The following is a 13,492-nucleotide window of genomic DNA, read 5'->3' as shown; positions in this document are numbered from 1 at the left end:
ACAAGTTTTCCTATAAGAGAATGCTACTAGTTGACATCTTGAAAAAAATAGTTTAAACTCTATGAGGTTTATTACTTTTAGAAGGTGTTTAGATTGGCAACAAAAACAAAGAAAAAAACAACAGCTAAAAAAAATCTGGTGATTGTAGAGTCGCCAGCTAAGGCAAAAACAATTGAAAAATATTTAGGACGGAACTACAAGGTTTTAGCTAGCGTAGGTCATATTCGAGATTTAAAAAAATCTACGATGTCCGTTGATTTTGAAAATAATTATGAGCCAGAATATATCAATATTCGTGGAAAGGGTCCTCTTATCAATGATTTGAAAAAAGAAGCTAAAAAGGCTAAACAAGTCTATCTTGCGAGCGACCCAGATCGAGAAGGAGAAGCTATTTCTTGGCATTTGGCTCATATTCTAAATCTGGATGAACATGATAAAAATCGCGTTGTTTTCAACGAAATTACGAAAGATGCAGTTAAAAATGCTTTTAAAGAACCACGTCAAATTGATATGGATTTGGTAGATGCTCAACAAGCTCGTCGTGTACTTGACCGTATTGTAGGGTATTCTATTTCTCCGATTCTCTGGAAAAAAGTCAAGAAGGGGTTATCGGCTGGACGTGTACAATCTGTTGCTTTGAAGCTCATCATTGATCGTGAAAACGAAATTAATGCTTTTAAGCCAGAAGAATATTGGACGATTGATGGAACGTTCAAGAAAGGTGCTCGGCAATTTCAAGCAAGCTTTTATAGTATAAATGGCAAGAAAATGAAACTTGCTACCAACGATGATGTCAAAAATGTTCTTTCTCAAATCAAGAGTGATGAATTTACCGTGGAAAGTGTTGAGAAAAAGGAACGCAAGCGTCATGCTCCACTACCTTATACTACATCATCTATGCAGCAAGACGCTGCTAATAAAATCAATTTCCGAACTCGGAAAACTATGATGGTCGCTCAACAGCTCTACGAAGGAATCAATATTGGTTCGGGTGTGCAAGGTTTGATTACTTATATGCGTACAGATTCTACTCGTATTAGCCCAGTAGCTCAAAACGAAGCTGCAACTTTCATTACAGATCGTTTTGGCGAAAAATATTCTAAACATGGCAGTAGAGTCCGAAATACTTCTGGCGCACAAGATGCTCATGAAGCGATTCGTCCGTCAAGTGTATTTAATACACCTGACAATATCGCAAAATATCTAGATAAAGATCAATTGAAATTGTATACGTTGATTTGGAATCGTTTCGTGGCGAGTCAAATGACTGCTGCGGTATTTGACACGATGAGTGTGAAGTTAGAGCAAAATGGTGTTCAATTTGCTGCAAATGGTAGTCAGGTTAAATTTGATGGTTATCTAGCTATTTATAACGACTCTGATAAAAACAAAATGCTGCCAGACATGAAAAAAGGTGATTTGGTTAAGTGTATCAACACCAATCCTGAGCAGCATTTTACTCAACCACCAGCACGTTATTCAGAAGCAACTTTAATTAAGACCTTGGAGGAGAATGGCGTTGGGCGTCCATCAACTTATGCACCAACGATTGAAACTATTCAAAAACGCTACTATGTAAAATTAGTTTCCAAACGCTTTGAACCAACCGAATTGGGAGAAATTGTGAATTCATTGATTGTTGAATTCTTCCCAGATATTGTCAATGTGAAGTTTACCGCTGATATGGAAGCCAAATTGGATGATGTAGAAGTCGGAAAAGAGCAGTGGAAAAAGGTCATTGACGAATTTTATAAACCATTTGAAAAAGAAGTTTCTAAAGCAGAAACTGAAATGGAGAAAATTCAAATTAAAGACGAACCGGCTGGTTTTGATTGTGAAGTTTGTGGAAGTCCTATGGTTATCAAGTTAGGACGTTATGGTAAATTCTATGCTTGTAGCAACTTCCCCGATTGTCGTCACACCCAAGCAATTGTCAAAGAAATAGGCGTAGAGTGTCCTAAATGTCATCAAGGACAAATCATTGAGCGCAAAACCAAGCGCAATCGGCTTTTTTATGGTTGCAATCGCTATCCAGATTGTGACTTCACCTCTTGGGATAAACCGGTTGGTCGCTCTTGTCCGAAATGCGGTCAGTATCTTGTAGAAAAGAAAGTTCGCGGTGGTGGCAAACAAGTTGTCTGCAGCAACGGGGATTACGAAGAAGAAAAAGTAAAATAATTCAATGTTTTACATAATTTAACTTATGCAAATAATTTTCGCATCCACAAAAGGAGATTATATGAAAGAGAAGTTTCATGAGTTTTTAAAAATTTCCGAGGAATTAAATAAAATCGGAATTATTCCTTTTCTTATGGGCTCGCTAGGTCTTGAACAGGTAACTGGTCAAGACTGGCAAGCACGAGATATTGATATCCATGTTCCAGGAGATCCTAGGGGATGGGACGCACCTGATGAGGTACGAATTTATGATTTTAAAAAGATTGAAACGATTATGAACCGGCTTGGCTACCAATTAGTAGATTTGCACGAGCACGAATTTCAAAAAGGAAATCTATCGGTTGAGTTTGGTAGCATGAATACTTTGGAAAACTTTGCTGGGATTCCTTTAGATGAATTGGTAAAACATGAAACAGCAGGGGTAATTTATTTTCTTCCTGATGCTGAACAATATCTTAAGATTTACACAGCATCTTCGCAAGATTCCTATCGAAATGACCAAAATAATGATAAGGATTTTGTTAAAATTGCTTATCTGGAAAAAATGTTAAAGAAATAGATACATGACCAATCATTATATTCTTTACACCAATGTTTGAGGATGGATACTAATAAGTTAGTGTATTTGCGTTCTAGAAAGTCTCACTCGTCAGTAGAGGCTTTTTTTGTTATAATGATAAAGAATAATTAGAAAGATTTGTGGGAGTAACCCTCCCAAATAGGTATTCGTTGTATGTTTCAATCTTACATCAATGTCATAGGAGCTGGTCTGGCTGGCAGCGAAGCAGCTTATCAGATTGCTAAACGTGGTATTCCTGTTAAACTGTACGAAATGCGCGGAATGAAATCCACTCCTCAGCATAAGACTAGTAATTTTGCAGAACTAGTCTGTTCTAATTCTCTACGGGGAGATTCACTGACAAACGCAGTTGGTCTGCTAAAAGAAGAAATGCGCCGTTTGGATTCACTCATTATGCGAGCAGCAGAAGCTACGCGTGTACCGGCCGGAGGAGCGTTAGCGGTTGATAGAGAGAGCTTTTCAAAATCAGTCACCGATGAGCTAAATAATCATCCTTTCATTGAGGTTATTCGTGAGGAAATAACAGAAATCCCTGACGATACGATTACTGTTATTGCGACAGGTCCTTTGACAAGTGATGCGCTTGCTAAAAGAATCCATGCGCTAAATGGTGGAACTGGATTTTACTTTTATGATGCGGCAGCACCGATTGTAGATGTCAATACGATTGATATGGAAAAAGTTTATCTCAAGTCTCGCTATGACAAGGGAGAAGCTGCTTATCTAAATGCTCCCATGACTAAAAGTGAATTTATAGCTTTTCACGATGCTTTAGTCAATGCTGAGGAAGCGCCTCTCAATGCTTTTGAAAAAGAAAAATATTTTGAAGGCTGCATGCCGATTGAGGTGATGGCTAAGAGAGGGATAAAAACCATGCTCTACGGTCCTATGAAACCGGTCGGCTTGGAATACCCAGATGACTATCAAGGTCCTCGTGATGGCGAATTTAAGACGCCATACGCAGTCGTTCAGCTTCGTCAAGACAATGCAGCTGGGAGCCTTTATAATATCGTTGGATTTCAGACACATCTTAAATGGGGCGAACAGAAGCGCGTTTTTCGGATGATTCCAGGTTTGGAAAATGCAGAGTTTGTTCGCTATGGCGTGATGCACCGTAATTCTTACATGGATTCACCGAATCTTCTGACTCAAACTTTTCAGTCTAAAAAACAACAGAATATCTTCTTTGCGGGTCAGATGACTGGTGTAGAGGGATATGTGGAATCCGCTGCATCTGGACTCGTAGCTAGTATCAATGCAGTTCGTCTTTTCAATAGAGCAGAAGCTGTGATCTTTCCAGAAACAACTGCTATTGGAAGCTTACCTCATTATATCACGCACGCTGACAGCAAACATTTCCAGCCGATGAATGTCAACTTTGGAATTATCAAAGAATTGGACGGTCCTCGAATTCGAGACAAGAAAGAACGCTATGAAAAAATAGCAAAACGAGCTCTACAAGCTATCGAAAGCTATCAAAATCTCTAATTTTCTTTCTGAAAAAATGGAAATAATGACGATAAGTTGTAAAAGTATTAAAAAAGTTAGGAATTCCTAACTTTTTTGCATATTTTATGATATAATAGATGAAAATTTTGAAAATAGAAAGTTTTCTGATAATGAACCATTCCTATTTTTACCTTGAAGTTAGAACACATGAATTAGAAGTGCCTTATACTAAACAAAAGCGTCGTGTTCGGGTGCTCCTTCCTAGAAATTATGAGCAAAATACTAAAAAATCTTATCCTGTAGTTTATTTTCATGACGGTCAAAATGTCCTTTATAGTAAGGAGTCTTTTAGCGGTTATTCTTGGAAGATTATTCCAACAATTAAGCGAAATCCGGACATTGAAAAAATGATTGTGGTAGCTATTGACAACGACGGTTTTAATCGAATGAATGAGTATTCTGCTTGGAAATACCAAGAGTCAACTATTCCAGGTATAGAATTTGGAGGCAAAGGGACAGAGTATGCTGAGTTTGTCATGGAAGTTGTCAAACCCTTTGTTGACGAGCATTACCGTACCAAGTCAGACCGAGCACACACGGGCATGGTTGGTTCTTCTTTGGGTGGAAATATTACGCAGTTTATGGGAATTGAATACCAAGAGCAAATCGGTTGCTTGGGTGTTTTCTCATCTGCGAACTGGCTGCACCAAGAAGCATTCAATCGTTATATAGAACGTCATAACTTATTAGCAGATCAGCATATTTATATTTATGTTGGAACAGAAGAAGCAGATGATACAGATAAAACCTTGATGGCTGGCAATATCAAGCAAGCTTATATTGATTCGTCATTAACCTACTTTCGTCAGTTAATTGCAGGTGGTTTAGATTTGGAAAATCTATTGTTTTATATCCAAGCCGGTGCAGAACACAATGAAATGGCTTGGGCTGAGCATTTACCTGATTGCCTTCGCTTCTTTAGTGAAAAATGGTAAATAAATCAATTAAGAATATGAGAAGAGAATTTATATGCATGTTGAATTTTTAAGTCATTGGAGCGGTAATTTAAGCCGTGAAATGTATGTGAATCGTTATGGACACGCTGGAATGCCTGTAATCGTTTTTGCTTCATCAGGAGGCAGTCATAATGAATATGCAGATTTTGGTATGATTGAGGCTTGCTCATGGTTTATCGAAACAGGAAAAATCCAATTTTTCACTTTGAGTAGTGTAGATAGTGAAAGCTGGCTGGCTGATTGGAAATCTCCTCACGACCGAGCAGAAATGCACCGAGCCTATGAGCGCTATGTCATTGAGGAAGCCATTCCTTTTATCAAGCATAAAACAGGTTGGTTTGATCCAATGATGACGACAGGTTGTTCCATGGGAGCCTATCACGCTGTTAATTTCTTTCTCCAGCACCCCGATGTCTTTAACAAGGTCATCGCCCTCAGCGGAGTTTACGATGCCCGCTTCTTTGTCGGTGATTGTTTAGATGATGAAGCAATTTATCAAAATTCACCAGCAGATTACATTTGGAATCAAAACGATGGTTGGTTTATTGACCGCTATCGCAATGCTGATATCATTGTCTGTACAGGACTTGGTGCATGGGAGCAGGACGGACTACCTTCTTTCTATACCTTAAAAGAAGCCTTTGAGCATAAGAATATTCCTGCATGGTTTGCTGAATGGGGATATGATGTTTCGCATGACTGGATTTGGTGGCGCAAGCAAATGCCGTATTTTCTAAGTCAATTAAACTTATGATTAGAAAGGAAACAATATTATGAACTATATCGTTATTTCACCTTATTATCCGCAAAATTTTCAACAATTTACCGTTGAACTTGCTAACAAAGGCATTACTGTTTTAGGGATTGGGCAAGAGCCCTATGATCAATTAGATCAACCTCTGAAAAATGCTTTAACAGAATATTTTCGTGTGGAAAATCTAGAAAATCTCGATGAAGTTAAACGTGCTGTAGCTTTCCTTTTTTACAAGCATGGACCAATTGACCGCATTGAGTCACACAATGAATATTGGTTGGATCAAGATGCAAAATTGCGTGAACAGTTCAATGTTGTAGGACCAAAACCAAAAGACTTGAAAAAGACAAAATTTAAGTCTGAAATGAAGAAACTCTTTAAAAAGGCTGGAGTTCCTGTCGTTCCTGGTCAAATTGTAAAAACCTTGCAGGCAGTTGACATGGCTGTCAGTAAAATTGGACTTCCGATGATTGCGAAGCCAGACAATGGAGTTGGCGCAGCAGGAACTTATAAACTTGAAAGCAGTGAAGATGTTGAACAATTTAAACAAGAGTGGGATAAGCAAACCGTTTATTTCTTTGAAAAATTCGTTGATTCTGGACAAATTTGTACGTTTGACGGATTACTGGATTCAAAAGGAAATATTGTGTTTTCAACAACTTTTGATTATGCTTATACCCCTTTAGATTTAGTTTTGAATCATTATGAAAACTCATATTATATTATAAAAGATATGGATTCAAAATTACGTCAATATGGGGAAGTTATCATTAAAGCGTTTGGCATGAAAGAACGTTTCTTCCATATTGAATTTTTCCGTGACGGAGATGATTATATTGCCATAGAATACAATAATCGTCCAGCAGGTGCTTTTACGATTGATTTGTATAACTTTGCTCACTCCATTGACCTTTATCGTGGATATGCAGATATTGTGAATGGCGAATCTTTCCCACAACCTCAAGTCGAAGCACAATATGGCTTGGTTACTTCACGCCGTTCAACCTCAAATTATGTGTATTCAGAAGAAGAATTGCGTGCAAAGTACGGCGATAAATTAAAAGCAGTCAAAATCATGCCAAAGGCATTTGCAGATTTACAAGGAGATGTTCATTATATTTTGACAACACCAAGTCGTTTGGAAATCGATCAAATGATAGAGGATTTTGGGAAAAAGTAGAAAAATCTATTTGTGAAATTTTTATTTTGTCAATTCAAATCAGCTTGCCAGCAAGGTTAGCTGATTTTTCTTTGTGAAATTCTGCAAGCATAAATTTTGACAGTTTTTTTAGGATTGGTTAGAATGTGATTGTAGAAACCAAGTTTAGAAAGGTAAAAAATATGGCAATGTTAGATAAAAATCTCTTGTTAGAGATGTTTCGGAAGATGGAAGAAATTCGTCGGATGGACCTAAAAATTGCTCAACTCGTGAAAAAGGGGAAAGTTCCAGGTATGACTCACTTTTCAGTTGGAGAAGAAGCAGCAAGCGTTGGAGCTATGTTGGCCCTCAATCCTGATGATTTGATTACATCTAACCATCGTGGGCATGGTCAGGCGATTGCTAAAGGAATTGACCTGAATGGCATGATGGCAGAAATCATGGGCAAATACAATGGAACCTGCAAAGGAAAAGGTGGCTCCATGCACATTGCTGATTTGGATGCTGGAAATTTAGGAGCAAATGGTATTGTTGGCGGAGGTATAGGAATCGCAGTCGGTGCAGCCCTTACTCAGCAAATGCATCATACAGGAAAGATCGTTGTCTGTTTCTTTGGTGACGGAGCAACGAACGAAGGTGTTTTTCATGAAGCGGTTAATATGGCCTCTATTTGGAATTTGCCAGTGATTTTCTATTGTATCAATAATGGCTATGGTATTTCTGCGGATATTAAGAAAATGACCAATATAGAGCATATTCACGAGCGCAGCGCAGCTTATGGCGTTCCAGGTATGTTCATCGAAGATGGCAATAATGTTTTGGATGTCTATGAAGGTTTCCAAAAAGCTGTAGAGCATGTTCGCAGTGGTAAAGGACCTGTCTTAATCGAGAGTGTGACCTATCGTTGGTTGGGACATTCATCTTCTGACCCAGGTAAATACCGTACTCGTGAAGAAGTAGAAGAATGGAAGAAAAAAGATCCAATCGAAAATCTTCGTAAATATTTACTCGCAAATCAGATTGCAAGCGATGAAGAGTTAGAGGCTATTCAAGCAGAGGTTAAAGAAGCAGTAGAAGCATCTGTAAAATTCGCGGAAGAAAGTCCATTCCCACCGCTTGAATCAGCTTTTGAAGATATTTATGCAGATTAAAGAGAGGAGATTGAACAATAATGGAAACAAAAACAATGTCTTTCCGTGACACCATTATCCTTGCCATGTCTGAGGAAATGCGTCTTGATGAAAATGTGTTGTTAATGGGAGAAGATGTCGGCATTTTCGGAGGAGATTTCGGAACATCCGTCGGAATGTTAGAAGAATTCGGTCCAGAACGAGTACGTGATTGTCCAATTTCTGAAGCAGCTATTTCAGGAGCTGCAGCAGGAGCTGCCATGACAGGCCTTCGTCCTATTGTAGATATGACTTTCATGGACTTTTCTGTCATTGCCATGGATGCGATTGTCAACCAGGCTGCTAAAACACGTTATATGTTTGGTGGTAAAGGACAAGTTCCGCTAACAATTCGTTGCGCAGCTGGAAATGGTGTCGGATCAGCTGCTCAACACTCGCAATCTTTAGAATCTTGGTTTACCCATATTCCCGGTCTCAAAGTCGTAGCGCCTGGAACTCCCGCAGATATGAAGGGATTGTTGAAATCTTCAATTCGCGACAACAATCCTGTTATTATCCTTGAGTATAAATCAGAATTCAACCAAAAAGGCGAAGTTCCACTTGACCCTGATTATACAATCCCTCTCGGTGTTGGTGACATCAAAAAAGAAGGAATGGACGTAACAGTTGTGACTTATGGAAAAATGCTCCGCAGAGTTATGCAAGCAGCTGAAGAATTGACAGAAGAAGGCATTTCAGTAGAAGTAGTCGATCCTCGTACCTTGGTACCACTTGATAAAGATATTATTATTAACTCAGTTAAAAAAACAGGAAAAGTCGTTCTGGTCAACGATGCCCATAAGACCAGCGGCTATATCGGAGAAATTTCGGCTATTATATCTGAGTCTGAAGCCTTTGACTATCTGGATGCACCGATTCGTCGCTGTGCTGGAGAAGACGTGCCGATGCCTTATGCTCAAAATCTTGAAAATGCCATGATTCCGACAGTAGAATCCATCAAAGACACTATCCGTAAGACTTATCATAAAGAGTAAGGTGTAGATAAACAATGATTAACATTTACGTAATTTAAATTATGTATAAATAACTGAGAATAAAAATCCGATTTTTGCTAATATTACTAGAATAAAAACAAAAATAAGGGCAAATGTTGCCTCGACCAATGAATTATTTAAGAATGAGAGAGATCATGGATGACAAAAAATTAAGAGCGACCCCTGCAGCTAGAAAGCTGGCAGACGATCTGGAAATCAATCTTTACGATGTTTCCGGTTCAGGCTCAAACGGTCGCGTCCACAAGGAAGACGTGGAAACCTATCAAGATACCCATGCGGTTCGGATTTCACCGCTGGCCAAGCGCATTGCCGAGGAGCACAATATCGCCTGGAATGAGATTCAGGGAACTGGGCACCGCGGCAAGATTATGAAGAAGGATGTCCTGGCCTTCCTGTCTGAAAATGTCGAAAGTGACAGCATCAAGTCGCCGGCTGTTATTGAAAAGGTTGAAGAAGTACCAGATAATATCACGCCTTACGGTGAGATTGAGCGTATTCCAATGACACCGATGCGCAAGGTTATCGCCCAACGGATGGTGGATTCCTATCTGACGGCGCCGACCTTTACCCTCAACTATGATGTGGATATGACGGAAATGCTGGCCCTACGCAAGAAGGTTATAGATCCAATCATGGAAGCGACCGGCAAGAAGGTGACGGTCACAGATTTGCTGTCGTTGGCTGTGGTTAAGACCCTGATGAAGCACCCTTATCTCAATTCCTCCCTGACCGAGGACGGCAAGACCATCATCACCCACAACTATGTCAATCTGGCCATGGCTGTCGGTATGGATAATGGTCTCATGACACCTGTAGTCTACAACGCTGAGAAGATGAGTCTGTCTGAGCTAGTTGTGGCCTTCAAGGATATCATCGGCCGGACCCTGGATGGCAAGCTGGCACCGAGCGAGCTGCAAAATTCTACCTTCACCATCAGCAATCTGGGCATGTTTGGTGTCCAATCCTTTGGCCCGATTATCAATCAGCCTAACTCTGCGATTTTGGGAGTTAGCTCAACCATTGAAAAACCAGTCGTAGTAAACGGAGAAATTGTGATTCGACCAATTATGAGTCTTGGATTAACCATTGACCACCGAGTCGTGGACGGTATGGCAGGTGCTAAATTCATGAAAGACCTAAAAGAACTGATTGAAGACCCAATTTCAATGTTGGTATAAGAGAAAGTTTAAATGAGAGGAAAATAAAAACATGGCCTTAGAAGTAATTATGCCAAAAGCCGGCGTTGATATGACAGAAGGACAGATTGTTCAATGGAATAAAAAAGTTGGCGAATTTGTAAAAGAAGGAGAAATCCTTCTGGAAATCATGACAGATAAAGTCAGCATGGAGTTAGAAGCAGAGGAAGATGGCTACTTGATTGCTATCTTGAAAGGAGACGGTGAGACTGTTCCTGTAACGGAAGTTATCGGTTATCTGGGCGAAGAAGGAGAAAATATTCCGACTACTGTGGCTGCTTCAGATGCTAGTTCAACACCAACTGCAACCACAACTTCTAACGATGATAATAAGAGTGATGATGCTTATGATATTGTGGTTATTGGTGGCGGACCAGCTGGCTATGTGGCAGCGATTAAAGCAGCTCAATTAGGAGGCAAGATTGCCCTTGTTGAAAAATCTGAACTAGGTGGAACCTGCCTCAACCGTGGCTGTATCCCGACTAAGACCTATCTTCACAATGCGGAAATTATTGAAAGTCTAGCCCATGCAGCAAACCGTGGTATTATCATTGAAAATCCAAACTTTACTGTCAATATGGATAAAGTTTTGGAAACCAAAAACAAGGTTGTCAATACACTTGTCGGAGGCGTTGCAGGTCTGCTTCGCAGCTACGGCGTTGATGTTTACAAAGGAATTGGTACCATTACCAAAGATAAGAATGTCTTGGTGAATGGTGCTGAACTTCTTGAGACCAAGAAGATTATCTTAGCTGGTGGATCAAAAGTCAGCAAGATTAACGTTCCAGGCATGGAATCATCACTTGTTATGACTAGCGATGATATTCTGGATATGAAGGAAGTTCCAGAAAGTTTAGTAATCATCGGTGGTGGCGTTGTTGGTATTGAGCTAGGACAGGCTTTCATGACCTTTGGTAGCAAGGTGACGGTTGTTGAAATGATGAATCGGATTGTTCCAGCTATGGATGCAGAAGTCTCTAAAAACCTTCGACTCATTCTTGACCGCAAGGGCATGACCATTTTGACAGAGACCAAGTTGGAAGAAATTGTCGAAGAAAATGGCAAGCTCCGCATCAAAGTTGCAGGAAAGGAAGATATCATAGCTGATAAAGCTTTGCTTTCTATCGGACGAGTGCCTGATTTGGAGGGAATTGGCGAGGTTAACTTTGAACTAGACCGAGGTCGTATCAAGGTCAATGAATATATGGAAACTTCTGTTTCAGGAATTTACGCGCCTGGAGATATTAACGGTACCAAGATGTTGGCGCATGCAGCCTTTCGTATGGGAGAAGTAGCTGCAGAGAATGCTCTCAAAGGCAATCACGTAGTTGCTAAATTAAATCTAACTCCAGCAGCCATCTACACTTTGCCAGAAGTTGCGGCAGTCGGTCTGACAGAAGAACAAGCTCGAGAAAAATATGATATAGCTATCGGCGAATTCAACTTCGCAGCAAACGGACGAGCAATTGCATCTGATGCTGCTCAAGGATTTGTCAAAGTAATTGCTGATAAGAAATACGGAGAAGTTCTCGGTGTTCACATCATCGGTCCCGCTGCAGCCGAGTTAATCAATGAAGCCTCTACTATCATCGAAATGGAAATCACGGTGGAAGAGATGCTCAAGACCATTCACGGTCATCCGACATTCTCAGAAGTTATGTACGAAGCATTTGCAGACGTACTCGGCATGGCTATTCATGCTCCAAAGAAAAAATAAAAGGCACTATTGAGATGAAATACATTATTAACAACAGTAATGATACAGCTTTTAATATCGCACTTGAGGAATATGCTTTCAAGCATCTCCTTGATGAAGATATGATTTTCTTGCTTTGGATCAATAAACCCTCTATCATTGTCGGACGTCATCAGAATACTATTGAAGAAATCAATCGTAACTATGTCCGAGAGCATGGCATTGAGGTTGTTCGTCGTATCAGTGGAGGTGGAGCTGTTTATCATGACTATAACAATCTCAACTATACCATCATTTCCAAAGAATCTGAAAACAAAGCCTTTGATTTTAAGAGTTTCTCTATCCCAGTCATCAAGACTTTGGAAGAATTAGGTGTAAAAGCAGAATTTACAGGACGCAACGATCTGGAAATTGACGGGAAAAAATTCTGTGGCAATGCACAAGCCTACATCAATGGTCGAATCATGCACCACGGCTGCCTGCTTTTTGACGTAGAATTATCCGTCTTAGCGAATGCCTTAAAAGTTTCCAAAGATAAGTTTGAGTCCAAAGGAGTCAAATCTGTTCGAGCTCGTGTAACCAATATCGTTGATGAATTGCCTGAAAAAATTACTGTCGAGCAATTTCGCGACCTCCTGCTAGACTATATGAAGAAAGAACATCCAGAAATGACAGAATATGCCTTTTCTAATGATGAACTAGCTGAAATCAACCATATCAAGGAAACTAAATTTGCTACTTGGGATTGGAACTATGGCAAATCGCCAGCATACAATGTTCGTCGTGGTACCAAGTTTACTAGTGGTAAAGTCGAAATCTTTGCCAATGTTGTTCAGTCAAAAATCGAAAACATCAAAATTTACGGAGATTTCTTTGGAATCGAAGATGTAGCAGCAGTAGAAGAAGTCCTCAAGGGTGTTAAATATGAAAGAGAAGATGTTTTAAATGCTCTTGAAAACCTGGATATTTCTCGCTATTTCGCTGGAATTAGCCAAGAAGAAATTACAGAAGCAGTGGTCGGCTAAATCACAAGACTATAACAATAGAGAAAACATCCTTACGTTTATTTAACTAAGGATGTTTTTTCTATTGTTTGAAGAAGCTGGTTATCAGGATGTTCAGATGCTTCTGGGATACACCACAGCCAATAATCGCTTGGAGAATATCCGCTTTGGAGCAAGTTCCTTATTATCGAACCCTACAGAAATTATTGGATAGAATTTTTATAAAGAGGACGAAACATCATAGCAAATGCGAGGTTTTCCTTCATTATTATATT

Annotated in this window: 11 protein-coding genes; all 11 read left to right on the top strand. The window is 39.7% G+C overall.

All coding sequences use genetic code 11. From position 1 onward, the window contains the following. Positions 1–84 precede the first annotated feature (84 nt). The 11 genes from topA to H8787_RS05960 all read left to right on the top strand — a co-directional run bounded on the left by topA (position 85) and on the right by H8787_RS05960 (position 13,238). Complete coding sequence (gene topA, locus H8787_RS06010; RefSeq protein ID WP_187327680.1) at positions 85–2,178, top strand: type I DNA topoisomerase; 2,094 nt, start codon at positions 85–87, stop codon at positions 2,176–2,178. 61 nt (positions 2,179–2,239) lie between these two features. Next, complete coding sequence (locus tag H8787_RS06005; protein WP_037597011.1) at positions 2,240–2,737, top strand: phosphoribosylanthranilate isomerase; 498 nt, start codon at positions 2,240–2,242, stop codon at positions 2,735–2,737. Between the two features lie 174 nt (positions 2,738–2,911). After that, positions 2,912–4,246 (top strand): methylenetetrahydrofolate--tRNA-(uracil(54)-C(5))-methyltransferase (FADH(2)-oxidizing) TrmFO, encoded by a 1,335-nt coding sequence (trmFO, locus tag H8787_RS06000; RefSeq protein WP_187327679.1) that lies wholly within the window; start codon positions 2,912–2,914, stop codon positions 4,244–4,246. A gap of 131 nt (positions 4,247–4,377) precedes the next feature. Then, positions 4,378–5,202 carry an alpha/beta hydrolase gene (locus tag H8787_RS05995; protein WP_039677104.1) on the top strand — a complete coding sequence of 275 codons (825 nt, stop codon included), beginning with the start codon at positions 4,378–4,380 and terminating at the stop codon, positions 5,200–5,202. Between the two features lie 34 nt (positions 5,203–5,236). After that, the gene (locus H8787_RS05990; RefSeq protein WP_187327678.1) at positions 5,237–5,977 is read left to right on the top strand and encodes an esterase family protein; all 741 of its coding nucleotides are present in this window, start codon (positions 5,237–5,239) and stop codon (positions 5,975–5,977) included. A 19-nt stretch (positions 5,978–5,996) separates the two neighbouring features. Further along, entirely contained in the window at positions 5,997–7,157 is a 1,161-nt protein-coding gene (locus H8787_RS05985; RefSeq protein ID WP_187327677.1) for an acetyl-CoA carboxylase biotin carboxylase subunit family protein, read from the top strand. A gap of 161 nt (positions 7,158–7,318) precedes the next feature. Further along, complete coding sequence (locus H8787_RS05980; RefSeq protein WP_070669214.1) at positions 7,319–8,287, top strand: thiamine pyrophosphate-dependent dehydrogenase E1 component subunit alpha; 969 nt, start codon at positions 7,319–7,321, stop codon at positions 8,285–8,287. Positions 8,288–8,307: 20 nt separating this feature from the next. Further along, complete coding sequence (locus H8787_RS05975; RefSeq protein ID WP_006269486.1) at positions 8,308–9,300, top strand: alpha-ketoacid dehydrogenase subunit beta; 993 nt, start codon at positions 8,308–8,310, stop codon at positions 9,298–9,300. A gap of 155 nt (positions 9,301–9,455) precedes the next feature. Beyond that, positions 9,456–10,499 carry a dihydrolipoamide acetyltransferase gene (locus H8787_RS05970; protein ID WP_187327676.1) on the top strand — a complete coding sequence of 348 codons (1,044 nt, stop codon included), beginning with the start codon at positions 9,456–9,458 and terminating at the stop codon, positions 10,497–10,499. Between the two features lie 31 nt (positions 10,500–10,530). Then, entirely contained in the window at positions 10,531–12,234 is a 1,704-nt protein-coding gene (lpdA, locus tag H8787_RS05965) for a dihydrolipoyl dehydrogenase (RefSeq protein WP_187327675.1), read from the top strand. Between the two features lie 14 nt (positions 12,235–12,248). Next, a complete protein-coding gene (locus H8787_RS05960; RefSeq protein WP_187327674.1) occupies positions 12,249–13,238 on the top strand; it encodes a lipoate--protein ligase in 990 nt (329 codons plus the stop codon). The last annotated feature ends 254 nt before the right edge of the window (positions 13,239–13,492 follow it).

It is taken from the genome of Streptococcus sp. NSJ-72 (genome assembly GCF_014334035.1).
Lineage (GTDB): Bacteria > Bacillota > Bacilli > Lactobacillales > Streptococcaceae > Streptococcus > Streptococcus constellatus.
Note: the sequence above shows the minus strand (reverse complement) of the source record. Positions and strands in the feature narration are given on the sequence as shown.

Bases quoted from the DNA above. Each gene is read 5' to 3' on its own strand.
- H8787_RS06005 (WP_037597011.1), top strand. From the start codon at position 2,240: ATGAAAGAGAAGTTTCATGAGTTTTTAAAAATTTCCGAGGAATTAAAT.
- trmFO (WP_187327679.1), top strand. From the start codon at position 2,912: ATGTTTCAATCTTACATCAATGTCATAGGAGCTGGTCTGGCTGGCAGC.
- H8787_RS05995 (WP_039677104.1), top strand. From the start codon at position 4,378: ATGAACCATTCCTATTTTTACCTTGAAGTTAGAACACATGAATTAGAA.
- H8787_RS05990 (WP_187327678.1), top strand. From the start codon at position 5,237: ATGCATGTTGAATTTTTAAGTCATTGGAGCGGTAATTTAAGCCGTGAA.
- H8787_RS05985 (WP_187327677.1), top strand. From the start codon at position 5,997: ATGAACTATATCGTTATTTCACCTTATTATCCGCAAAATTTTCAACAA.
- H8787_RS05980 (WP_070669214.1), top strand. From the start codon at position 7,319: ATGGCAATGTTAGATAAAAATCTCTTGTTAGAGATGTTTCGGAAGATG.
- H8787_RS05975 (WP_006269486.1), top strand. From the start codon at position 8,308: ATGGAAACAAAAACAATGTCTTTCCGTGACACCATTATCCTTGCCATG.
- H8787_RS05970 (WP_187327676.1), top strand. From the start codon at position 9,456: ATGGATGACAAAAAATTAAGAGCGACCCCTGCAGCTAGAAAGCTGGCA.
- lpdA (WP_187327675.1), top strand. From the start codon at position 10,531: ATGGCCTTAGAAGTAATTATGCCAAAAGCCGGCGTTGATATGACAGAA.
- H8787_RS05960 (WP_187327674.1), top strand. From the start codon at position 12,249: ATGAAATACATTATTAACAACAGTAATGATACAGCTTTTAATATCGCA.